Genomic DNA, 23607 nt, shown 5'->3' on the forward strand with positions numbered 1-23607 from the left:
TTATTTTTTAACCAATTCTTTTCTTAGTTTTTCGAGTGTGGCCTGAACTTTCAATTGGTTTTTAGGGCCCATTCGAATCAGCAACTTTTGTATTGCTGGCAAGTTTTCAAGCTCAGGATCTGCAAACTTAAACATTGCAGAGGGCGCAACGAGTCTAACTTCATCTTCAACTAAAGGCGCAGCTAAAGCTATGTCTATTGCTTCAATTAGCGTTTCTTTGAAATTTGTATCTCCATAGCCCAATTCTGAATGCGCTTGTTGAACCAAGGGTTCAAACTTTTTTAGCTGGTCAATTAATGTATTTGTGTTGGCCATACTGAATAATTCGACGTAAGGCTCGTATCGTGCATACGAAGAAGGGTCTAGAACATATTCGTTATCTTCTACAGGATTGACTTTAATATCGCTCTGAGGGCCTTGTACGGGGCTATGTCTTTGAATCAACTCACCTTTGGCCGCATTGTCGACAAAAACCACAAATTTTCGGATGAGGTCTTGATTAACAAAAAGTTTCTGTGCCTGCGTATCTTGATATAGATTATCCAGATCTGTTTTTACCAAATCATCACTTTTATTTAAGCTTGGTAACTCAGGCTTGAGTGGTTTTTCAACTTCAGTGGCCATCGGCGGCTCTTTGATTGAAGGTTCTGGTGCTTCAACGGGCGGTGTAAATTGCGGTTGTTCAACAATTGGTGGTTGTTCTTCAATTGGTTTCGGTGGTTCCACTTCAACGCTGACAGGTGTTGGTTTTGAGGCTTCGTTATCGTCAGAGGTGAATAGGAAAATACCAAATATTAAAGCTATCACCGCGATAATGCCTCCGATAAGCGCAACCGGTAAGCCTTTTTTTTCGTTTTGTAATGCTGAATTCATCGTTGTCTCCAAAAGTTTTAGAACTATCTTAGAACTATTTTAGTAAGAATTGCCTGTATTTCATTAGTTCCGGCAAAACGAATAAAATCTATAAATATAAGGGTGCCATACGCCTCCAATAATACCCTCTATGCGCTCGCTCAGCCCAAATATATAGACAATGGTCAATTTGTTTACTATCTAAAATGCTACTCATTACTCGATTGTTTTCATAAAAGGGGTCTTCTTCACCAATGACTAAAGTAATTTCCATTTCTCTTAATTGATTGAGCGTTTTTTCACATTCTAAATTGGGTAGAAAGTGCGTTGGAGTATTAAAATACACATCTTCACTGTAATACCCATCAAATAGATCCCGGAAGTATTCCACATTTAGGGTTAAATCAAATCGTCCACTAAAAGCGACCAGTTTATTAAACTTATCCGGATGTCGAAAAGCGATATTAGCCGCATGAAAAGCGCCCAGGCTACAACCGTGAGAAACCGTGTCTTGCGATGGATTTTTTTTATCCATAAAAGGCAACACTTCTTGCAGAATATAGTTTTCATATGCGATATATCGTGCAATTCGACCTGACGGATGCGCCCAAAAACAGTAAAAAGATTCACCATCTATTCCATCTACACAGTATAATTGTAGCTTACCTTCTTCAATTTTTTTCTTAAGTTGCTGGGGCATGCGCAAATTTTCGTATTCGTAAAAGCGGCCGCCGCGCGTGGGGAATACCAATACCCTTTGGCCTGCGTGTCCAAACACCAAAATTTCCATTTCTCTTTCTAAATGGTTGCTCCACCATTTATGGTACTCTCTATTCATACCTGCGATGTTTTCCTTGTTATAAGTCGGCAAAAAACTCGCTGAGTTCTTCTAGAAGCTCTTCAGATTCCAATGACTGGTTTTGGTATTCAGTATGACCTGCTTCAAGCACATATAAAGTTTTACTGGTATTTAACGCATTGTAAATTGCAAACTGGCCAGGCGGGGCTACAACCGGATCGTATTTTGCGGCGGCGATATGTGTCGGTACATCGATATATTTAGCGGCTATTGCCGCATCATAATATGACAAAGTGTTTAAAACGATTTCTGGGTGCCTTTTACAATACAGTTGTACTGAAGCCGCGCTGCCGGTTGTTTTAAGCGCCATCCTAAGTGGATTATTACCAAAACTAGGTACATTAAAGTGTGCTTTTTGAATTCTTTTATCCCAAGCAAGCGCCATCGCGCCGATACCACCAGAAAAGCTGATACCTAATAAGCCGATATGACCACTTAAGTGGGGAAACAAACGCAGTAAGGAGCTCACCGCTATCCAGGTATCTTCAACACAGCCGCGTAAAATATAATGTTTCGGTTTATCTATATCGTGTAATACATGCCAATGTGGCTGGGAAGAAACTGAGGGGTAAGGGCTTTTTGAGATGCCACGGCAGCATAAAAATAACAGCGCACTATCGTGATTAAACGGCAAATGAAAATCGGGTTCTTCCCGGCCGCCGTATCCGTGGCCTATGATAAAGCCTCTCTTCACTTCACCCGATGCAGGCAGGCATAACCAACCACCGATTCTTGCTTGATTTGTAGAGCGATAATACAGAGTGAAAACGCGAAGATTATCTCGTGTAATACCTGTATCAATTATTTCAGGGTGAGGCGCGATACTCAGTGCTTCGCTTAACCTATGACGCCAAAAGCTTTCATAATCACTGGGCTCTGCAGTTTGTTTTACCCGAAACAACTCTTTTAATGTATAACCATACGTCGGATCAAAATTGTAGTCAGAACGGTTAACCGGCATGCTTTATCCGCTGTTTGTTGCACTATGTTTTTAGCATAACAGAGAGTTTGCTTTAGAGGCGAGTACTTAATAACCATTTGAAATAATTTAACCTTTTACAAATGGCTGAAGCTTTAAAATATTACGTTAAGTTAAAAATATAAGAAAATATAGTTGCGAAAATTTTAATTGTGGCCAACACTAAGGTCTAAACTAACTGATAATGTAAAGACTAAGACTCTATAAATATGGCGATACCTGTTTTAATTTGTGATGACTCAAGTTTTGCACGAAAACAGATGGCTCGTTCACTCCCTGAAGGATGGGATGTCGAGTTAAGTTTTGCGTGCAATGGTGAAGAAGCCATTCAAGCAATTAAAGATGGCAAAGGGGAAATATTATTCCTCGATCTTACGATGCCTGTGTTAGATGGATTTGGCACTTTGGCTCAAATTCGCAAGGAAGATCTAAATACCATGGTAATCGTCGTATCGGGAGATATTCAACCTGAGGCGCATGCAGAGGTCATGGGGTTAGGCGCACTTGATTTTATTAAGAAGCCAGCATCCAAAGATAAAATTAAAGAAGTACTAACACGCTTTGGTATTTTATAAGTAGCTAAAAGCAGAGAATTTATTTGTGAATCAAACTGTAACAGTATCAATTACTGAAGATCAACGAGATTGTTACCAAGAAATTAGCAATGTTGCAATGGGGCAAGCTGCAGATTTATTGGCTCGACTACTTGACGTCAAAGTGATATTACCGATTCCGGTTGTCAATTTAATAGAAGTAAACGAACTAAGAATGGCGCTCAGTGGAATTGAAAATACCGAGAGCGTATCCGGCGTTTGTCAGGGGTTTATTGGCAACGGCATTTCAGGTGAAGCCTTGTTAATTTTTAATGACACCAGCTTTGCAGATATATCCAGTTTATTAAAGTACGGTGGTATTACTGATTCCTCTTTAGAATTAGAACTACTTATGGATGTCGCTAACATTTTAATTGGTGCATGTTTGCGTGGGGTTGGCGAACAACTCGATGTTGGGTTTAGTCAAGGTCATCCTGTTGTTTTGGGGCAGCATGTCAATTTAACAGATTTAATTAAAGCAAAAAATTACCGCTGGACGAAAACATTGGCGATTGAGATTAACTATAAAATTGAAGGTTATGACATCAATTGTGATTTGCTACTGTTATTTACTGAAGATGCCATTGGTGTATTGAACGAAAAAGTTAACTATTTGCTGGAAGATTAATGACTACAGATAATTCCTCTGACAATTTTAAAGAATTTCATTCCTTTATGGGAATGTTGCAAAACCTAGATGTTGGATTAGTTGTGTTAGACAGAGAGTACAATATTCAGCTGTGGAATAACTTTATGGAAAGCCATAGTGGGTTGCACCCTTATGAGGTAAGAGATCAATTATTATTTGATATTTTTACCGAAATAAATGAGGAATGGTTTCGACATAAAGCTGAATGTGTTTTTCAACTAAACACTAGAGCTTTTACAACATGGGAACAAAGGCCCTATTTGTTTAAGTTTAAAAATTATCGACCCATCACAGGCTCTGCAGAGTTCATGTATCAAAATGTGACTATTATTCCACTTGATTCGTCCGTCGGTGTGGTAGAAAGAATAGGCATTATTGTTTACGACGTAACAGATGTTGCAGTTAACCGAATTGAATTAAAAGCGGTAAATGATGAATTAAAACGATTGTCGCGCACAGATAAGCTTACCGGTTTATTTAACCGCGGATATTGGGAAGAATGTTTAAGTAAAGAATTTAAAAGAGCGAAGCGGTATGAGCAGGTCAGTTCACTGATTATGTTTGATATTGATCATTTTAAACATGTAAATGATCAATACGGGCATCCAGCGGGTGATGCCGCGATAAAAAACACCGCTGATGCATTAATCATGAACATGCGGGAAACAGATGTAGCAGGTCGTTACGGTGGTGAAGAATATGCGATAGTGTTAATTAACACAAGTGCTGAGCAAGCCAAAATATTTGCCGAACGCTTGCGTAAGCATATTGAAGAATCTGTTGTTCATTATCAGGATATTTCATTTCAATACACTGTAAGTTTAGGGATTGCTGAGCTCAGTGATGGGATTAGCAATCATGAAGAATGGATGGAAGCAGCCGATCATGCTTTATATCAATCGAAAGAAGGCGGTCGAAATTGCGTGAGTGTCTACAAGGGTAAATAACATATGCCCAGCTAGCAAAACAAAGGTCAATATTCTCCCCTCTGTGCGAAACTAAGTAATTTTTGGTTTCGCGTTAAATTACTTCTCTTACTACTTGATTTTTACCACTGTTGCACATATGTAACTGCTTTGTGGTATAACCACTTAATTTAATTTATTAATTTGCGATAAACTATGGAGAGATGCGCCTATGATCCAAATAACAAATTTAACAAAGAAATTTGGTGATTTTGTAGCAGTCGATAATTTAAACCTAGAAATTAAAGCAGGTGATATTGTTGGGTTTTTAGGACCCAATGGGGCCGGTAAGTCAACCTCGATGAAAATGATCACTGGCTTTTTAGAACCTTCCTCTGGTGAAATTAAAATTAATGATAAAAACTTAAAAGCCGCGCCAATTGAAATTAAACAAAAAATTGGTTATTTGCCGGAAGGGGCACCAGCCTATGGTGACATGACGGTATTACAATTTTTATCTTTTATTGCAGATACACGTGGCCTAAAAAAAGCACAAAAAAAACAGAAGCTGCAAGAAGTTGTCGATAAAGTAGAACTGCAATCTGTGCTAAATCGACAAATTGATAACCTATCTAAAGGCTTTAAGCGTCGAGTAGGCTTAGCTCAGGCGATTATCCATGATCCTCAGGTATTAATCTTAGATGAGCCAACAGATGGATTAGACCCAAATCAAAAACACCAAGTACGAGCGTTAATCAAAAATCTCTCTAAAGATAAAATCGTTATTATTTCAACTCATATTCTTGAAGAGGTCTCTGCCGTTTGCAATAGAGCGGTAATTATCGCGAAAGGTAAAAAAGTATTTGATGGTACGCCATTTGAGCTTCAATCGAAATCTAAATACAACCAAGCATTGAATGTTGAGTTTGAAGGGCAATTACCGGATATATCACAATTAAAACTGGCACCGGGAGTCACAGACGTTGTGCAACGGACAGATACCATGATTTCTATTTTATCACACGAAAGTTATGGCAATATATTCCCCCAAATTATGGATTTAATTCACCTTCAAGGGTGGTCTATTAAAGCCATGTATAACGAACAGGGGCAACTAGATGATGTATTTAGAGAGCTTACACAAGAGGTTGCATAAAAGATGACCACAGTAATTTTTAAAAGAGAATTTTGCAGTTTTTTTGCAACACCCGTTGCGTACGTATTTATTTTTATGTTTTTAATGTTAAGTGGTGTTTTTACTTTTTATTTAGGTAATTTTTACGAAAGAGGACAGTCTGATCTGCAACCTTTTTTCAATTTTTTACCTTGGCTATATTTATTTCTGGTGCCTGCAATCGCAATGAAAAGCTGGGCTGAAGAAAGAAAAAGCGGCACCATTGAACTGCTTATCACTTTACCAATTAGCTGTTGGCAGGCTGTGTTAGGCAAGTTTTTTGCGACTTGGGCTATCTTAGGACTTTCTCTAATTTTGACATTTCCTTTATGGGTGACCGTAAATTATTTAGGACAGCCAGATAATGGCAGCATATTAGCCGCATATATCGGTAGTTGGTTGATGGCCGGCGCTTTTCTAGCCATTGGTAACTGCATGTCAGCACTGAGTAAAAATCAAGTGGTAGCATTTATTCTAACCGTAGTGGTTTGCTTTGCTTTTGTTTTAAGTGGAACGACTATGGTTCTATCTTCATTAAAAGGATATGTACCAGCCATAGTGTTGGACACAGTTGCCTCATTCAGCTTTTTGTCGCATTTTGAAGCTATTTCAAAAGGTGTGTTGAGCTTGAAAGATATTATGTATTTTGTTTTGGTTATTTTTATATGGCTATTTGCGTGTCATATTTTGGTAGAACAGAAAAAAGCGGACTAACAGAGATTTGCAGATGAAAAAATTAAACACATCAATTGGCTTGTTTGCGTTGGCTCTCATATTTTTCGGCGCAGTTTTATTAAACAACTTATTATTAAATCCGTATCGCATTGACTTAACTGAAAATAAAGTTTTTAGCTTGTCGGAAGGTTCTAAAGCGGTCCTAAAAAAGATAGACGAACCGGTTAATCTCTATTTTTTCTTTTCAGAAAAAACGTCCGAAGGGCTCACCCAAATTCGTAGTTATGCCGAACGCGTTAAAAACCTGCTAGAAGAATATCAATTGCACAGCAATGGTAAAATTAAGTTGCATGTCATAGATCCAGAGCCTTTTTCAGAAAATGAAGACATGGCTGCAGAATTTGGACTAACGGCGGCTCCCGTAGGTAATTTGGGAGATAACTTATATTTTGGATTAGGTGGTCGAAATGCACTCGATGATCAAGAAATTATTGCATTTTTTGACCCGTCAAAAGAAGAATTTCTTGAATACGACATTAGTAAATTGATTAACAGTCTAGTTGATCCCAATGCGATTAAAGTGAGCATAATAACTGATCTACCAATTGCCGGTGGATCTGATCCGGCGATGATGAACCCAATGATGATGAATCAAGCACAGCAGCCTTGGGTGTTTTATCAGCAACTTCAGCAATTGTATGAAACGGAAGTTTTGGCTGCCGATGCATCGGAAATACCAGCTCAGACGGATGTATTAATGTTAATTAATCCAACAGAGCCTAGTGATGCGTTAAAATATTCTATTGATCAATTTATTATGCAAGGTGGGAATGTACTTGCATTTATCGATCCGCATACTGAATCAAGTCCGGCTGGTGTAAGTCAGCAAAGTGGTTTACAGGCTTTTTTAGACACTTGGGGTGTTGAGTTTGACGCCAGTCAAATTGTCCTTGATGCATCTGCTGCGTTGGAGATCCGTATGCCATCTGGTGGCAGTGGTAAACATTTTGCGTATCTTGGTTTAAATCGACAGTTAATTTCTGAAAAAGATACGGTAACTGGACAACTTGAATCCATTAATGGCGCCTCATTTGGTTATTTAGCCAAAAAACAAGATGCAGATATTAATTTTGAACCTTTGTTTGAATCGAGCCCATATACAAATACTACAAATAGTATGCTGTATTCTAGCATGCGTGATCCACAAAGGTTGCAGCAAAACTTTGTACCGGACAACCAAACTAAAGTGCTAGCTGCTCGCATTAGCGGTCAATTAACCTCAGTTTTTAAGGATAATGAAGAATATAAAAACACAGCGGGTTTCGTAGACAAAACCAGTGAAGCCAATGTTATTTTGGTTGCGGATGCCGATTTACTAGCAGATAGATTTTGGGTACAAAAAAGTAGCTTCTTCGGTCAAAGCATCGCAACGCCATTTGCCAACAATGGTGATTTTGTAGCTAATTCAGTAGAAAATTTAGGTGGTAGTTCAGAGCTTATTAGTATCAGAGCGCGCGGCAAGTTTTCTCGGCCATTTACACGAGTCAATGAAATCGAAGTTCAGGCTGAAGCTAAATTCAGAGAAAAAGAACAAGAATTACAAGCAAGACTGAGTGAGACAGAGCAAAAATTATCTGAGCTTCAAAGTCAAATTGGTGAAGGCGGTAAGTTAGTATTGAATCAAGAGCAGCAACAAGCCATTGATTCTTTTATTGCCGAAAAATTATCAATCCGTAAGTCTTTGCGTGAAGTTCAACATCAATTAAACAAAGATATAGAAGCGCTTGGCAGTTGGTTAAAGTTTATCAATGTGATAGTGGCGCCATTGTTTTTAACTATTCTGTTGTACTTTTTAAGCCTAGCTTTTAAAAGAAGAAAAATAGCTTAATGGAGTAATGCAATGAATCTGAATAAAGCAATTTTATTGTTATTAATTGGCTTAGCAGTCATCGCCGTAGGCATTTTTTATCCTCAATCTGAAAATTCTGATGCACAAGTTAAAACGCCTTGGCTTAATATTTCAGAGCAACAAACAAACAATTTAAAAGGTGTTCGCATCTATGACGAAAGTCATCAATTGATGATAGATGCACAGCTAATAAACGGTGATTGGTTAATGTACAACAAAGCGAATTACCCAATAGATGCAAAACAGCTGGCTCAATGGTTTAAAGATGTTTCATCCGCGGTAAATATTGAAGCTAAAACCAGCAAGCAAGAAAATTTTGCAGTTTTAGGCTTAGCGGAGAATGCGTCAGAAACAGAGGGAAATGGGCGAAAAGTTGAGCTAGAATTTGCAAGTGGTAAATCTATTTCATTTTTGTTGGGTAAACGGGCAAATAGTGGGCGTTATGCGCGTTTAAGCGGTAAAAATCAGACTTGGTTGTTAGATACTGCTATCAATGTACCAAACACAGCACAAACTTGGTTAGATAAGCAGGTTTTTGATCTTGAGCAAGACGAAGTTGCTACAGTTTCAGCCAGTGAAAATGATAAATTACGTTGGACGATTACCGCACAAGCGCCTAGTGAAGAAACGGAAGAAGCTAAAAGTGCGAGCGATACTTTCGTGCTATTAGATATTCCACCAAACCGAGAATTACAATATGCTTCTATTGTGCCTAGCTATCTGGACTCGTTATTGAGTTTGCGGTTTGAAGATGTCTCAACGCAAGACAATACCTTATGGGAGAATTTAGATACCTTTACGGTGGATGTCGAATTATCCGACAACAGAAATTTCACTTTGCACTTTTTAGAGCAAGAGGAGACTCGGTGGTTAAAAGTTGAAGGGTTAGATGATAAATTTAATAATTGGCAATTTACGTTAGCCACTTATCAATTTAATAACTTAAACAAAGTCATGGAAGATTTTTTAAAACCCTTGCCTGACGAAACCGACGAAAACACGAATGGGCGTGTCGACTCTGAAAAGTAATGATTTTGGCATCATTACTCTAATTTAATAGCCGTTTACTGATGTACATGAGTAAACGGCTAAAAAACAACCTCATTTTTTCTATGTAATTAAACTGACTTATATATGTGCTGCAATCACTAAAACCTGAAAGCTTTTACTGACTCGTGACTTTCTAGTGGCTTTCGATTCTTTCCACTAAAATTTACATAAAAACAGTCAAGCGCGTCAGGATCCTAGTTATGGTGAACAGTACGAGGATTATAGTGAGTCTGAAATTTGTCGATAATTACCTTCCTGAACTTAAACAGCTCGAACACCTTATTGAGTTATCAAATACTCAATTACGACAGCAAACACTTGCTCATGTTAATTACAATGAACACTTGTTTCCAATTTACGCTTTGTCATTAGGCAGTGAAAAGCAAAATGCGCCCGTTATTACATTTGTTGGTGGGGTGCATGGTCTAGAACGGATTGGCACACAAGTTCTGTTAGCATTTTTAGAAAGTGTAATCGGGCGTCTTGCGTGGGACAAAAGCTTAAATTTTTTATTGGAAAATGTGCGCCTGAACTTTGTACCTTTGGTTAATCCGGTTGGCATGGCGTGTCATAAGCGCTCGAATGGTAATGGGGTAGACCTTATGAGAAATGCACCTGTTAACAGTGATGAAAAAACTGCGTTTTTAGTTGGAGGTCAAAGAATTTCACCGCGTATACCTTGGTATCGCGGTAAAAGTGGCGAACCGATGCAAACCGAAGCACAAGCTCTAAGCAGTTTTATTCGTGATGATTCTTTTCACGCGCCTTTCAGCCTAGTGTTAGATTGTCATAGTGGGTTTGGTTTACATGATAGAATTTGGTTTCCGTATGCAAAAAGCAAATTTCAGCCGATTCAACATATAGGTGAAGTTTTTCACTTACGTGATTTATTATTTCAAGCCTACCCATATCATACGTATAAATTTGAACCGCAAGCAAAACATTATCTATGTCACGGTGACTTATGGGACTATTTGTACGAAGAATCGTTGCAGCATAATACTGTCTTTTTACCTTTAACTTTAGAGATGGGATCTTGGCGTTGGGTAAAGAAAAATCCACTGCAATTATTGAAAAGTGTAGGATTATTTCATCCGGTTAAACCACATAGAGTGAAAAGAGTATTACGTAGTCACCTAGTTTTAATGGAGTTTCTAATTAGAGCTGTCGCTTCTTACCCCAATTGGTTAGAAGATGGCAAAAGTTTAAACATGGACCAAAAAGCAACCCAGTTATGGTATGACAACTAATGAACAAGATAAATGCCATCGTATTACTTAGAGGGTTAATGCGGGAACACAGGCATTGGGGGACTTTAGTGAGAAACTAAAACAAAGTTTACCGGGTTTGCCTATCGTAGCGCTTGATGTTCCTGGAAATGGCGATCTTAATGAAGAAAAATCTAAGCTTAATATTCATGATGTGAGTGAGTTTTTGCATCAGTGCATGCAGCAGCGCTACGGCAAAAATTATAAAGTTGCCATAGTATCTATTTCTATGGGGGCGATGGTCGCATTGGATTGGGCAAACAGTTTTCGACAGCATGTTTTAGCGATCACTTTAATTAACACCAGCGTTGCCGGTTATTTGCCTTTCTATCGCAGACTGAAAAGCCAAAATTATTACAAGATATTAAAAGCTTTGTTTAGCGGTATTGAGCAAAGAGAACGACTAATACTAGAAATGACCAGTAACCAAAAAATAATACCAGAACGGTTAGACGAGCGGGTCAATATAGCGAAGTCAGCTCCGGTCAAGCGTATTAACTTTATTCGTCAGTTAATCTCAGCTGCACGGTTTAAAATTTGTAAACAGCCAGACGTTGCAATACAAATTTTATATTCAAAAAATGATAATTTGGTTGATCCTAAATGTTCAATGGTGCTAGCAAAAGAGTGGGGCGTTGAAGTAGCTGAAACATGCGATGGGGGACACGACTTAACCTTGGATAATCCTGATTGGGTACTGCAGCAATTCCTAATTTTTTATAAGGGCTTAAACTAAGTTAGAAAAAAGCCGTATTAACTTAAATTAATACGGCCAGTCATTCACTCAATAGAATAAGTTTTAATTAACTCACGCGGACTAACTTTAATGTATTGGTCGCGCCAACTGTTTCCATTGCATCACCATGCGTGATAATCACTAAGTCACCTTTTTCTAAGTGACCAGCATCTTTCAATGTTGCTAATACATCATTGCTTAGAGACGCAGGATTTGATTTAGTTGAATCGAAGAAGTATGGTTGAACACCACGATATAATGCACACGTTGTGAGTGATTTTTCGTGACGAGACAAAGCGAAAATGCGAATGCCTGAGCTGATTCTAGACATCAATTTCGCAGTACTACCTGACTCTGTCAAACAGACAATCGCTTTAACATCATTGGTATGATTTGCAGCATACATTGCCGATAGCGCCGTTGTTTCTGAGATAGATGTAAATTCTTCACTTAATCTATGTTTAGACGCTAACACACTAGGGTGTTTTTCGGCACCAACACATACACCAGCCATCGACTCAACCGTTTCAAGCGGGTAGGCACCTGAAGCAGTTTCACCTGATAACATAACCGCATCAGTTCCATCTAACACTGCGTTTGCAACATCCATAACCTCTGCACGAGTCGGCATCGGATTTTCTATCATGGATTCCATCATTTGAGTTGCAGTAATAACCGCTCGATTTAACTGACGTGAACGCGAAATCAGTTTCTTTTGCTTGCTTACTAATGCAGGGTCACCAATTTCTACGCCCAAGTCGCCACGGGCAACCATGACTACATCACAGTTGGTAATAATGTCATCGATTGCTTCGTCTGTCTCTACTGTTTCAGCACGTTCTACTTTAGCGACGATTTGTGCATCTAAACCCGCTTCTTGAGCGAGTTGACGCGCATAAACTAAATCTGCACCGGATTGTGGGAAAGAAACAGCTAAAAAATCGACACCAATCTTAGCTGCTAATTTAATATCGTCTTTATCTTTTTCAGTTAATGCTGGAGCAGATAAACCACCACCTAGTTTGTTGATGCCTTTTTTATCTGAAAGCTTGCCACCAATTTTTACCTTAGTGATTATTTTATTGCCTTCAACCTGAACAACGGTTAACTGGACACGACCGTCATCTAACAATAGTGTATCGCCACTAACAACATCATTTACCAAGTCTTTATAGTCAAGACCAACAGATTCTTTAGTGCCTTCACCTTTGCCTAAATCAGCATCAAGGATAAATTGCTCACCAACTGTTAAATGAATTGGTCCATCTTTAAATGTAGACACGCGGATTTTTGGACCTTGTAAGTCACCTAAAATACCAACATAACGGCCTAATGATTTTGCAATTTCTCTTACATTTTCAGCACGTTGAATGTGATCTTCCGGAACACCGTGTGAAAAATTCATGCGAACAACATTTGCTCCAGCTTCGATAATTTTTCTTAAATTGTCGTCTCTGTCTGTTGCTGGACCTAAAGTTGTTACAATTTTCGTTCTTCTAAACATTCGCTTGGCTCCCAAATATGCGATAGTGTGTGGGATAAATTAACATCTGATGAAATTATACTGAATTACCTCAGATGATTAGTTAAACATTGATGACATAACAAATTAGTGATCTCTCATTCCTTTATTATATCTGGATTCTTTCAAGCCATCTTTTACTCGACGCAGGTTTTCACGAAACTTGCTCCCGCGCCTCAAAGTAAAACCGGTCGCTAATATGTCGACCAGGACTAATTGAGCTATTCTTGAAGACATTGGCATATACAAATCAGTGTCTTCGCTAACTTCTAATGATAACACGAGATTACACTCGTGTGCTAAAGGACTCGTTGCATCTGTAATTCCAATGACAGTAGCATCGTTTCCTCTTGCCAATGCGGCACTTTCTACATGGCTTTTAGTTCGTCCTGTATGTGAAATAAAAACGACAACTTCGCCTTCAGAACTATTAATACAGCTCATTCGCTGCATTAAAACATCGTCAAAACAAATGACAGGTACATTAAACCTGAAAAACTTATTTTGAGCATCGTGAGCAACCGCAGCAGATGCACCTAAACCAAAAAACGAAATTTTTTTGGCTTGAGTTAAAATATCAACCGCTCTGTTTATGCTGACGGTATCAAGGTGTTGCCTTGCCGTTTCAAGCGCTGCCATGGTTGAATCAAAAATTTTAGATGAATATGCATCTGGACCATCTGCTTCGTCAACATGCCTGTTTAAATAAGGCGTCCCGCTAGCAAGACATTGCGCCAAGTGCAGTTTAAAATCGGGAAACCCTTTGGTATTCATGCGTCGACAGAATCGATTTACAGTCGGTTCACTCACGTCAGCTGCTTTTGCTAAAGTTGCGATACTACTGTGCATCGCACTTTGTGGTGCCGACATTATTACTTCTGCTACTTTGCGTTCTGATTTACTAAAGGTATGTTGATTTAGAGCGATTTGTTCCAAAATATTCATACTGGTTACCAACTGGCGTAATAATATTCGTATAAAAAATCTATTATGCCTGATGCTTGGTCGTAATTTAACTACAAAATAACACAATTTTTATATTATTATGTAATTCAACTACATTTTCCGGTACAATACAGATTATAAAACGGTTGAATACGTATTCGCAGTCTGTTGCACGTCTAGTGAGTTGTAAAAATATGTTTTTTGGTGTTCAATACCGCGCTTAAATTGCGCTTAGGCGCTTCTGGTAAAATTAATATCCACACGACTTAAACGGGGAGCAAACATGGTCTCGCAATCAAATAAGCCATGCGATCTAGTTTTATTCGGCACCAAAGGGGACTTGGCACGCCGTAAATTATTACCGTCATTATTTCAATTAGAAAAATCAGGGTTGTTAGACCCACAGACTAGAATCATTGGTGTTGCACGTCATGAAATGTCGCAAGCTGAATACGTGAGTTTAGTTGAAGAGGCATTACATACATTTATGAAAGAAGATGTATGTAAAGTGACTTGGCAGCGCTTTATGGCTAAGTTAGATTATTGCATGATAGACATGCGCAATTTAGACGCTTATGCCGCGTTAAAAGATCTTGTTGACCAAGAAAATAGAGTAATGGTGAATTATTTCTCAACACCACCGTCTATCTTTGGCTCTATTTGTAAGGGTTTAAATGCTGCCGGTTTAATCAATAATGAAACGCGTGTCGTTTTAGAAAAACCAATTGGTCACGATTTAGAATCGTCTAAAGTGATCAATGATCAAGTTGCCGAGTTTTTCAATGAAGACCAAACTTATCGCATCGACCACTATCTTGGTAAAGAAACCACTTTAAATTTATTAGCACTTAGATTCGCTAATTCATTATTTGCCTCAAACTGGGATCATAACTGTATCGACCACGTACAAATTACTGTGGCCGAAGAAGTTGGTATTGAAGGTCGCTGGGGTTATTTTGATGATGCAGGCCAAATGCGTGACATGGTACAAAACCATTTGCTTCAGGTTTTAAGCTTAGTTGCTATGAACCCGCCTGTCAGCCTAGATGCAAACAGTGTCCGTGACGAAAAGCTTCGAGTAATGAAGTGTCTTCGACCTATTACTAAAGAAAATGTTGCAGAAAAAACGGTTCGTGGACAATATACAGCCGGCGTTATTGGTGGCAAAGCTGTACCTGGATATCTAGAAGAAGAGGGTGCGAACACTGAAAGTAATACTGAATCTTTTGTCGCATTGCGAGTAGATATTGATAACTGGCGATGGTCTGGTGTGCCATTTTATTTGCGCACCGGTAAGAGAATGCCGGAAAAGTTGACAGAAATTGTCATTCACTTTAAAAATATGCCACACAATATTTTTAAAGAGAGCTTTGGGACATTACCTGCTAACGTGTTGACAATTCGTATGCAGCCTCGTGAAGGTGTTGAGTTCCAGATGTTAAATAAGGTCCCTGGATTAGATGACCATATGAATCTTCAGGAAACTAAACTTGATTTGAGTTTCTCTGAGGCTTTCAAAGACCAACGCATAGCGGATGCTTATGAGCGATTATTGTTAGAAGCATTGTTAGGTAATCAGTCTTTATTCGTTCGCCGAGATGAAGTCGAAGCCGCATGGTCTTGGGTTGATGGTATTTTCCAAGCTTGGGAAGAAACCAATGATAAACCTAAACCTTACCCAGCAGGTACTTGGGGGCCAGAAGCGTCGGCATTGTTGATGGCTAAAGATGAACGAGAGTGGGATTAAATAATAAGGATTTTAACATGCAATTTACCGAATTTAACTCGAGCAATGATCTAAATGAAAACTTTGCTGAAAGAGTTGCAGGCTTACTCAGTGCTGCTATAGAAAAAAATGGAAGAGCTAGTTTGGTGGTGTCGGGTGGCCGTACACCATTGCCGTTTTTCCAAAAATTATCTCAAGCGGATATCGCATGGAATAAAGTTGCGATTACGCTTGCCGACGAACGTTGGGTTGATAAAAATCACGAAGCAAGCAATACTGCTTTAGTATTAAATAATTTAATTCAAAACAAAGCTGCGGACGCAACCTTTGTTGAATTGAAAACATCAGAAGAAAGTGCGTTTGGCGCAGAGCCTTCAGTTGAAGCTAACCTGCAAAAACTATCTTTCCCAATTGATGTATTGATTTTGGGGATGGGTGAAGATGGTCATACAGCATCTTTATTCCCGTGTTCAGAGCAAATTCAACAAGGTTTAACTTCAGAAGAAGTGTGTATTGCAGTTCAGCCGACTACTGCGCCACATGAACGTATGTCATTGACGTTGAAGTCACTTTTGAATAGCCAACAAATATTTGTACATTTGGTTGGTGAAAGCAAAAAGGCTGTACTCGATAAAGCACTCGCTGGTGAGCAAGTTTCAGAAATGCCGATTAGAGCAATTGTGAAGCAAAATAATACACCTGTCGAAGTCGTCTGGGCTGCTAAATAAGCAGGAGACAAACACTCTATGAACTCCATAGTGCAGGAAGTAACAGAACGAGTAATTGAACGTAGCCGAGATACGCGTAAAGCGTATCTCGATAAAGTTGAACGTGCCCGTATTAAAGGCCCGCATCGAGAAGTATTATCCTGCGGTAATTTGGCACATGGCTATGCCGCTTGTGCCAAAAACGAAAAAAACACACTAAAGCAATTTAATAAAGCCAATATTGGTATTATCACCTCATATAACGACATGCTATCTGCTCATCAACCATATGAGCATTATCCGAAAATTATTAAAGAAGCAATTGCGGAAACTGGTAGTGTCGCTCAGGTTGCCGGCGGTGTACCCGCTATGTGTGACGGTGTGACGCAAGGGCAACCAGGAATGGACCTAAGCCTTTTGAGTCGAGACGTGATAGCAATGGCATCCTGTATCGGGCTGTCTCATAACATGTTTGACGGTGCTTTAATGCTGGGTATTTGCGATAAGATCGTACCCGGTTTGGTTATGGCATCGCTTTCATTTGGTCACTTGCCGTTTGTATTTATCCCCGCTGGGCCTATGCCTTCAGGTATCCCGAACTCTGAAAAAACCAGAGTTCGTATGTTATATGCAGAAGGTAAAATTGGCGAAGATGCACTTTTAGAATCTGAATCCGCATCTTACCACTCGCCGGGAACATGTACTTTTTATGGTACAGCCAACAGCAACCAGTTAGTGGTTGAAATGATGGGCTTGCATCTACCAGGTTCTTCATTTGTTGAAACAGAATCATCATTGAGAAGAGCGTTAACGCGAGCTGCCGCGAAACAATCAACAAGAATAACGCACTTGGGAACTAATTACACACCGATTTCCAAGGTTGTTGATGAAAAATCGGTTATTAACGGTATTATTGCGTTACTAGCAACAGGTGGTTCGACTAACCACACCATGCACTTGGTTGCTATGGCAAGAGCCGCTGGCATTATAGTAGATTGGACTGACTTCTCTGATTTATCTAATGCAACGCCTTTGTTAACGCGTATTTATCCAAATGGCTCTGCCGATATTAACCAATTCCACCATGCTGGCGGTATGTCTGTATTATTTAAAGAACTTTTAGACGCAGATATTATTCACAATGATGTGCATACAATTTGTGGTCAAGGGCTTGAAAAATACACAAAAACCCCAGTTTTAAACGATGGTGAGCTTGAATGGGTCAGTGAGCCTTCAAAGTCTAAAGATAAAACGATTATCGCAAGTGCAGCAAAACCATTTAAATCTCATGGTGGCTTACAGTTACTGCAAGGTAATTTAGGACGTAGCGTAATGAAAACATCTTCATTGCCTGAGGGAGATGTCGCATTTACTGCACCAGCTCGCGTGTTCGAAAGTCAGCACGAATTAGAAAAAGCGTTCAAGGACGGTAAGCTAGAAGGTGATTTTGTTGCTGTAGTTCGTTTCCAAGGTCCTAAAGCCATTGGTATGCCTGAGCTGCACAAATTAACACCACCACTTGGCGTATTGCAAGACAGAGGTCAGAAAGTTGCATTGGTAACTGATGGTCGTATGTCTGGTGCATCTGGTAAAGTTCCGGCAGCAATTCATATGACACCTGAAGCTATCGACGGTGGTTTATTAGCCAAAGTTGAAGAAGGTGACTTGATCCTAATCGATTCTGAGAAGGGCAAAGTTGAATTGTTAGTTGAGCCAGATGTACTTGCAAGTCGTGAAAATGCTAAACCTTCGCTTGTAGAAAGTGAGAGAGTTGGTATGGGACGAGAGTTTTTTGGTGCTTTAAGATCAAGAATGACTGGTGCCGAAGAAGGTGCATGTAGCTTATTTTATCAGGACTAGAATAAATGACGAAAATAGTTGCCGATATTGGTGGAACCAATATGCGCATTGCGCAAACGCATGGCGTAAACAACATCAGTGAGATTAGAAAATATAAAGTAACAGATTATGCATCACCTGTTGCAACCATCCAGGCGTATTTAAATGATACTGGGTGTGCTCAGCCAACACATGTCTGTTTAGCAATAGCTTGTCCGGTATCTGGTGATCAGATAACCATGACAAATCACTCCTGGTCTTTTTCGATTAAAGAAAGTCAGAAAGAATTGGGTGTTGAAGCTTTGCATGTCATTAATGACTTTACAGCGATTGCTTTGTCGGTACCGTTTTTGGCAGATGATCAGAAAGTACAACTGGGCGGCGAAACAGTTGTGTCTGGTAAGCCGATAGCAGTATATGGTGCGGGTACCGGACTTGGTGTTGCCCATGTAGTGCCGGTTTCGGGCAAATGGATCCCTTTACCCGGTGAAGGTGGTCACGTTGATTTTGCAACCAATAACGATGAAGAAGCGCAAGTGCTTAAGTTCTTAGCAAATGAACTTGGACACGTTTCTGCTGAGCGCATAATCTCTGGGCAGGGCATTGCAAATATTTATCGTGCTTTAGCGCATATCAATGATGCTGAGATTAAAGCTTTAGAGCCTTCAGAAATCACTGAAAAAGCCATTAAAGGTGAATGCAAACTTTGTAAACGCACGCTGGATATGTTTTGCGAAACTATGGGCAGTTTTGGTGGCAATTTAGCGCTTAATCTACTTACGCAAGGCGGTGTGTATATTGCAGGCGGAATTGTTCCTCGTTTTATCGATTATGTAAAACAAAGTGGCTTCCGCCAACGATTTGAATCGAAAGGGCGTTTTGAAAAATTAAACAAGTCGATTCCTGTATATATAGTCACGGAAGAGCAACCTGGCCTATTAGGCGCTGCAGCCTATATTGCTCAGAATTAAATTAAAGGTTTACAAATATGACAACAAGAAATTGGTCTATGCAACCGCTTGACGTGATGAACGCCGGCAAGGTTGTACCTGTTTTAGTTTTTAAAAAATTAGAACATGCACTTCCAGTTGCAGAAGCTTTGTTAGAAGGTGGTATTCGTGTATTGGAAATTACCTTGCGTACTGAATGTGCCTTAGATGCGATAAAACTCATCTCTGAAAAGTTACCTGAAGCAATTACTGGTGCGGGCACGGTAATCAATGCCCAGCAATTACAAGCAGTCGAAGATAATGGTGCTAAATTCGCGATTAGCCCAGGTTTGACACCTGACTTGTTAGAGGCTGCTAATAAGAGTAAAACAGCCTTAATTCCAGGTATTGCAACTATCTCAGAATTGATGGTAGGTATTGAGCACGGATATGACAGTTTCAAATTCTTCCCGGCCGAAGCGAATGGTGGTGTGAATGCACTTAAATCTATAGGTGGTCCATTCCCGCATATCAATTTCTGTCCAACAGGTGGTATTAGCCCTAAGAATCTACAAGATTATTTAGCCTTACCTAATGTTCGTTGTGCTGGCGGTTCATGGTTAGTTCCACAAGATGCAGTAGAGGCCGGTGATTGGAAAAAAATCACAGAGCTAGCAAAAGCAGCATCACAAAGCTAAATGGATAAATAAGAGGGGGAGATTCCTCTTATTTTTAAAGTTTGGTGAAAGAAAAAACCTAGATATAAAAAAGCCCTCTATTAAAGAGGGCTTTTTGATTCTATATGAAAGCTAGCCTTAGTTTTTCGCGATATGAGCGACTAAGTCTAATACTTTGTTTGAATAACCAATTTCGTTATCGTACCAAGAAACAACTTTTACAAACGTATCTGTTAAAGCAATGCCTGCTTTAGCATCAAATACAGAAGTACAAGTCTCACCGATAAAGTCATTTGATACGACATCATCTTCTGTGTAACCTAAAATACCTTTCAACGCACCTTCAGAAGCTGCTTTCATTTCAGCACAAATTTCTTCATAAGTTGCTGGTTTCTCAAGGTTAACTGTTAAATCAACAACAGAAACGTCAGGTGTTGGAACACGGAATGCCATACCCGTTAATTTACCGTTCAATGCCGGAATAACTTTACCCACGGCTTTGGCTGCACCTGTTGATGATGGGATAATGTTTTGGCCAGCACCACGACCACCACGCCAGTCTTTAACTGAAGGACCATCTACTGTTTTTTGCGTTGCAGTTGTAGCATGCACCGTTGTCATTAGACCGTCTTTAATACCCCATTTGTCGTTTAATACTTTAGCTAAAGGTGCTAAACAGTTGGTCGTACACGAAGCATTAGAAACGATATCTTGACCTTCATATGCATCCAAGTTAACGCCACAAACAAACATAGGTGTTGCATCTTTAGAAGGAGCAGACATAACTACTTTTTTAGCGCCAGCTTCGATATGTTTACGAGCAGTTTCATCCGTTAAGAATAAGCCAGTTGATTCCACAACAACATCTGCACCAATTGCATCCCATTTTAAGTCTGCTGGGTTACGTTCTGCGGTCACACGTACTGATTTACCGTTAACAATTAAGTTTCCGTCTTTAACTTCAACTTCACCTTTAAAACGACCGTGAGTAGAGTCGTACTTCAGCATGTAAGCCATGTATTCGACATCGATCAAGTCATTGATACCAACAACTTCAACATCGTCACGTTCTACTGATGCGCGAAAAACGAAACGGCCAATACGACCGAAACCATTAATACCTACTTTAATAGTCATAGTTGTTCCTAAACTGTTTTTTAATAATTAAGCTTTGCTGAATTTAGCATTCGCTAGCGTTCAAGTTATATTATTTATGATTAATAAACTGGCGGTATTATACAAAATCTATAATACAAAAACTCAATTATTTTTAATCTACTCTCGTGAATAGTCAATATTTGAACTATTTTTGAATTCGTATGCGAAACACGATAAAACCGTGAAAAATATGGATTTTCGTTTATGCTAATGTCATATCAAACGAATAGGACTCAATATGAATAATGAATTAATTGATCAAATTGCCAAAGCTAGAGGCATCGAAACTAAATACCTTAATGCTTGGGGCAAGATGCAATTGTCGACCCGGATAGCAAGGCTAAATTATTAAAAGCGATGGGGTATGCGGTAGATGAAGAAGCAAAACTTGCAGAACAAGTTGAAGATGAACGGAGAGATTATTGGTTAAATTATATTGACCCTGTCAAAATTATTCGCACTGATGAATCCATTGAAATCGAAATTCGAGTACCCATTTCAGCGGCGAACAGTATTTTTAAAGTACAGGTTACAACAGAGCAGGGCGTTCAATCGAATCTTGATGTTAAACCTATTGATGGTGCAATGTTAGATGTTGAAGTGATCGACGAACTGGAATTTCAGGAATATTTGGTGACAATACCGGGTGAGTTTCCGTGTGGCTACCATTCGTTGACCTTGTTGGACGAAAACGGTGAATTTATCACAGAACAATCTCTGATAGTTGCGCCTAAACAGTGTTACCAGCCAGATGATATCAAAAGTGGTCGAAAAGTTTGGGGGACAAGTGTCCAGCTGTATTGTTTACGTACAGAAAAAAATTGGGGGATGGGCGATTTTACAGATCTTGAATATTTAATCGAAAAAATTGCAGAAAATGGTGGTGATTTTGTCGGCTTAAACCCAATTCATGCGCTTTATCCGTCAAATGCAGATGCCTGTAGTCCTTATAGTCCATCATCGCGTCGCTGGCTAAATTTGTTGTATATTGATGTCACTAAAGTATATGGTTTTGCTGCAGAACAAAGCGCACAAGCCATTGTTCAGTCAGAAGAACATCAAAATCTAAAAGCACATGCCAGAAATACCGATCATGTAGATTACAATGCGATAGCTAAATTAAAATTACCTGTTTTAAAAGCTTTGTTTGCCCATTTTGAAAATAATGCTTCAGATGAAATGAAAAAGGAGTTTGATGATTTCATTCGTAAAGGTGGAGATTCTCTTCGTCAGCAATCGATATTTGATGCAGTACAGGACTCTCTGCAGCAACAGGGAATTTTAGCTTGGGGATGGCCAAGTTGGCCGGAAAATTTAAGTGAATATCACAAACCGGATGTCGCTAAATTTGCACAGGAGAATAAATCGTTAGTTGATTTTTACGCTTGGTGCCAATGGATCGCATTTGCACAATTGGATGCTTGCCAAGCTAAAGCAAAAGAATTAGGTATGACATTAGGGATATACAGGGATCTTGCTGTAGGGGTCAGCTCTGGAAGTGCTGAAGTTTGGGCTAATCGAGATTTATATTGTGCTGATGTCAGTGTTGGCGCGCCACCTGATCCACTTGGTCCTCAGGGGCAAAGTTGGGGCTTACCACCGATGGAGCCAAACAGACTATATAGTCAAAAATATCAGCCTATCATCGATATGTATCGCTCAAATATGCAATCTTGTGGTGCACTCAGAATCGATCATGTTATGGCATTATTGCGATTATGGTGGGTGCCAGGTGGTGAACACGCAACAAAAGGCGCCTATGTGTATTACCCAATTGATGATCTGTTGGCGTTGTTGTGTTTAGAAAGTCAACGCAACCAATGTATGATTATTGGCGAAGATTTAGGTACGGTCCCTGAAGGCATTCGTGAAATTTTTGCCGAAAATTGCGTCCTTTCTTATCGAGTATTTTTCTTTGAAACCGCGCCTGATGGTGGGTTTTACTCACCTTCTCATTATCCGCGTCAAGCCATGGCAACACTGACGACACATGATATGGCAACCTTGAAAGGATTTTGGCATTGTGATGATTTAAAACTCGGGCACACTTTAGGTATTTATCCAGACGAAAACGAATTGGAAGGGTTATTCCATGCTCGTCATGTTGCTAAACAGCGTATATTAGACAGTTTGCATGGACATGAGTCTGTTTCTTCAAATATCTCACGCGATGCTCATCAGGTTGGCATGAGCAGAGAGCTTAACCACTCAATGCAAATTCATATGGCTAAAGCCAATAGTGCATTGCTTAGTTTGCAATTAGAAGATTGGCTTGAAATGGATATGCCGGTCAATGTACCAGGCACCTGTGATGAATATCCAAACTGGCGCCGGAAGTTATCAACTAATCTTGAGGAGTTGTTCGCTCAGGATGAGATCAGCACGCTCACTCTGGGGTTGAATCAAGCGCGTTCATTAAATATGTAATAATTGTACATTCTATACGCTAACTGCG

Annotated in this window: 18 protein-coding genes and 2 pseudogenes; 14 read left to right on the forward strand and 6 right to left on the reverse strand. The window is 39.4% G+C overall.

Annotated elements, in window-relative coordinates:
* The 3 genes from FNT16_RS14755 to FNT16_RS14765 form a co-directional block, all read right to left on the reverse strand.
* Positions 1-873, reverse strand: a complete 873-nt coding sequence (locus FNT16_RS14755) for a DUF3014 domain-containing protein (protein WP_143872298.1) — start codon at positions 871-873, stop codon at positions 1-3.
* A gap of 88 nt (positions 874-961) precedes the next feature.
* On the reverse strand, positions 962-1690 hold the full coding sequence (locus tag FNT16_RS14760) for an esterase family protein (RefSeq protein ID WP_143872299.1): 729 nt from the start codon (positions 1688-1690) through the stop codon (positions 962-964).
* 19 nt (positions 1691-1709) lie between these two features.
* A complete protein-coding gene (locus tag FNT16_RS14765) occupies positions 1710-2672 on the reverse strand; it encodes an acetylxylan esterase (RefSeq protein WP_143872300.1) in 963 nt (320 codons plus the stop codon).
* Positions 2673-2899: 227 nt separating this feature from the next.
* On the opposite strand from FNT16_RS14765, the pseudogene FNT16_RS21160 reads away from it, so the two are divergent.
* The 8 genes and pseudogenes from FNT16_RS21160 (at position 2900) to FNT16_RS14810 (ending at position 11649) form a co-directional block, all read left to right on the forward strand.
* Positions 2900-3911 (forward strand): annotated as a pseudogene (locus tag FNT16_RS21160) (response regulator).
* Entirely contained in the window at positions 3911-4879 is a 969-nt protein-coding gene (locus tag FNT16_RS14780) for a sensor domain-containing diguanylate cyclase (protein ID WP_143872303.1), read from the forward strand. The pseudogene FNT16_RS21160 and the gene FNT16_RS14780 overlap by 1 nt, the downstream one beginning before the upstream one ends.
* Before the next feature lie 190 nt (positions 4880-5069).
* Positions 5070-5993 (forward strand): ABC transporter ATP-binding protein, encoded by a 924-nt coding sequence (locus FNT16_RS14785; RefSeq protein WP_143872304.1) that lies wholly within the window; start codon positions 5070-5072, stop codon positions 5991-5993.
* Positions 5994-5996: 3 nt separating this feature from the next.
* Positions 5997-6725, forward strand: coding sequence for an ABC transporter permease subunit (locus FNT16_RS14790; RefSeq protein WP_143872305.1), 729 nt, complete (start codon positions 5997-5999; stop codon positions 6723-6725).
* Positions 6726-6738: 13 nt separating this feature from the next.
* The gene (locus FNT16_RS14795) at positions 6739-8574 is read left to right on the forward strand and encodes a GldG family protein (protein ID WP_143872306.1); all 1836 of its coding nucleotides are present in this window, start codon (positions 6739-6741) and stop codon (positions 8572-8574) included.
* A gap of 12 nt (positions 8575-8586) precedes the next feature.
* Positions 8587-9624 carry a DUF4340 domain-containing protein gene (locus FNT16_RS14800; protein WP_143872307.1) on the forward strand — a complete coding sequence of 346 codons (1038 nt, stop codon included), beginning with the start codon at positions 8587-8589 and terminating at the stop codon, positions 9622-9624.
* A gap of 245 nt (positions 9625-9869) precedes the next feature.
* On the forward strand, positions 9870-10895 hold the full coding sequence (locus FNT16_RS14805) for a M14 family zinc carboxypeptidase (RefSeq protein ID WP_246072236.1): 1026 nt from the start codon (positions 9870-9872) through the stop codon (positions 10893-10895).
* Positions 10896-10950: 55 nt separating this feature from the next.
* Positions 10951-11649, forward strand: a complete 699-nt coding sequence (locus tag FNT16_RS14810; RefSeq protein WP_143872309.1) for an alpha/beta hydrolase — start codon at positions 10951-10953, stop codon at positions 11647-11649.
* Positions 11650-11716: 67 nt separating this feature from the next.
* Here the strand turns inward: FNT16_RS14810 and pyk are convergent, their stop codons facing one another.
* Entirely contained in the window at positions 11717-13153 is a 1437-nt protein-coding gene (pyk, locus tag FNT16_RS14815) for a pyruvate kinase (RefSeq protein WP_143872310.1), read from the reverse strand.
* Between the two features lie 105 nt (positions 13154-13258).
* The gene (locus tag FNT16_RS14820) at positions 13259-14116 is read right to left on the reverse strand and encodes a MurR/RpiR family transcriptional regulator (RefSeq protein ID WP_143872311.1); all 858 of its coding nucleotides are present in this window, start codon (positions 14114-14116) and stop codon (positions 13259-13261) included.
* Positions 14117-14399: 283 nt separating this feature from the next.
* Between FNT16_RS14820 and zwf the strand changes: the two genes are divergently transcribed.
* From zwf to FNT16_RS14845, 5 genes are read left to right on the forward strand one after another with little or no spacing between them, the layout of a single operon-like run.
* Complete coding sequence (gene zwf / locus FNT16_RS14825) at positions 14400-15863, forward strand: glucose-6-phosphate dehydrogenase (RefSeq protein ID WP_143872312.1); 1464 nt, start codon at positions 14400-14402, stop codon at positions 15861-15863.
* 17 nt (positions 15864-15880) lie between these two features.
* Positions 15881-16570, forward strand: coding sequence for a 6-phosphogluconolactonase (gene pgl / locus FNT16_RS14830; RefSeq protein ID WP_143872313.1), 690 nt, complete (start codon positions 15881-15883; stop codon positions 16568-16570).
* A gap of 18 nt (positions 16571-16588) precedes the next feature.
* Positions 16589-18409 (forward strand): phosphogluconate dehydratase, encoded by a 1821-nt coding sequence (gene edd / locus FNT16_RS14835; RefSeq protein ID WP_143872314.1) that lies wholly within the window; start codon positions 16589-16591, stop codon positions 18407-18409.
* A gap of 5 nt (positions 18410-18414) precedes the next feature.
* Complete coding sequence (locus tag FNT16_RS14840) at positions 18415-19359, forward strand: glucokinase (RefSeq protein ID WP_143872315.1); 945 nt, start codon at positions 18415-18417, stop codon at positions 19357-19359.
* A 17-nt stretch (positions 19360-19376) separates the two neighbouring features.
* Positions 19377-20015: a bifunctional 4-hydroxy-2-oxoglutarate aldolase/2-dehydro-3-deoxy-phosphogluconate aldolase gene (locus FNT16_RS14845; protein ID WP_143872316.1), complete on the forward strand. Its 639-nt coding sequence runs from the start codon at positions 19377-19379 to the stop codon at positions 20013-20015.
* Positions 20016-20132: 117 nt separating this feature from the next.
* Here the strand turns inward: FNT16_RS14845 and gap are convergent, their stop codons facing one another.
* On the reverse strand, positions 20133-21131 hold the full coding sequence (gap, locus tag FNT16_RS14850) for a type I glyceraldehyde-3-phosphate dehydrogenase (protein ID WP_143872317.1): 999 nt from the start codon (positions 21129-21131) through the stop codon (positions 20133-20135).
* Positions 21132-21390: 259 nt separating this feature from the next.
* On the opposite strand from gap, the pseudogene malQ reads away from it, so the two are divergent.
* A pseudogene (malQ, locus tag FNT16_RS14855) lies at positions 21391-23579 on the forward strand (4-alpha-glucanotransferase).
* Positions 23580-23607: the final 28 nt, after the last annotated feature.

It is taken from the genome of Catenovulum sediminis (assembly GCF_007289895.1).
GTDB classification, from domain to species: domain Bacteria; phylum Pseudomonadota; class Gammaproteobacteria; order Enterobacterales; family Alteromonadaceae; genus Catenovulum; species Catenovulum sediminis.

Coding starts and splice junctions, on each gene's coding strand:
- FNT16_RS14755 (WP_143872298.1), bottom strand. CDS start 873: ATGAATTCAGCATTACAAAACGAAAAAAAAGGCTTACCGGTTGCGCTT.
- FNT16_RS14760 (WP_143872299.1), bottom strand. CDS start 1,690: ATGAATAGAGAGTACCATAAATGGTGGAGCAACCATTTAGAAAGAGAA.
- FNT16_RS14765 (WP_143872300.1), bottom strand. CDS start 2,672: ATGCCGGTTAACCGTTCTGACTACAATTTTGATCCGACGTATGGTTAT.
- FNT16_RS14780 (WP_143872303.1), top strand. CDS start 3,911: ATGACTACAGATAATTCCTCTGACAATTTTAAAGAATTTCATTCCTTT.
- FNT16_RS14785 (WP_143872304.1), top strand. CDS start 5,070: ATGATCCAAATAACAAATTTAACAAAGAAATTTGGTGATTTTGTAGCA.
- FNT16_RS14790 (WP_143872305.1), top strand. CDS start 5,997: ATGACCACAGTAATTTTTAAAAGAGAATTTTGCAGTTTTTTTGCAACA.
- FNT16_RS14795 (WP_143872306.1), top strand. CDS start 6,739: ATGAAAAAATTAAACACATCAATTGGCTTGTTTGCGTTGGCTCTCATA.
- FNT16_RS14800 (WP_143872307.1), top strand. CDS start 8,587: ATGAATCTGAATAAAGCAATTTTATTGTTATTAATTGGCTTAGCAGTC.
- pyk (WP_143872310.1), bottom strand. CDS start 13,153: ATGTTTAGAAGAACGAAAATTGTAACAACTTTAGGTCCAGCAACAGAC.
- FNT16_RS14820 (WP_143872311.1), bottom strand. CDS start 14,116: ATGAATATTTTGGAACAAATCGCTCTAAATCAACATACCTTTAGTAAA.
- zwf (WP_143872312.1), top strand. CDS start 14,400: ATGGTCTCGCAATCAAATAAGCCATGCGATCTAGTTTTATTCGGCACC.
- pgl (WP_143872313.1), top strand. CDS start 15,881: ATGCAATTTACCGAATTTAACTCGAGCAATGATCTAAATGAAAACTTT.
- edd (WP_143872314.1), top strand. CDS start 16,589: ATGAACTCCATAGTGCAGGAAGTAACAGAACGAGTAATTGAACGTAGC.
- FNT16_RS14840 (WP_143872315.1), top strand. CDS start 18,415: ATGACGAAAATAGTTGCCGATATTGGTGGAACCAATATGCGCATTGCG.
- FNT16_RS14845 (WP_143872316.1), top strand. CDS start 19,377: ATGACAACAAGAAATTGGTCTATGCAACCGCTTGACGTGATGAACGCC.
- gap (WP_143872317.1), bottom strand. CDS start 21,131: ATGACTATTAAAGTAGGTATTAATGGTTTCGGTCGTATTGGCCGTTTC.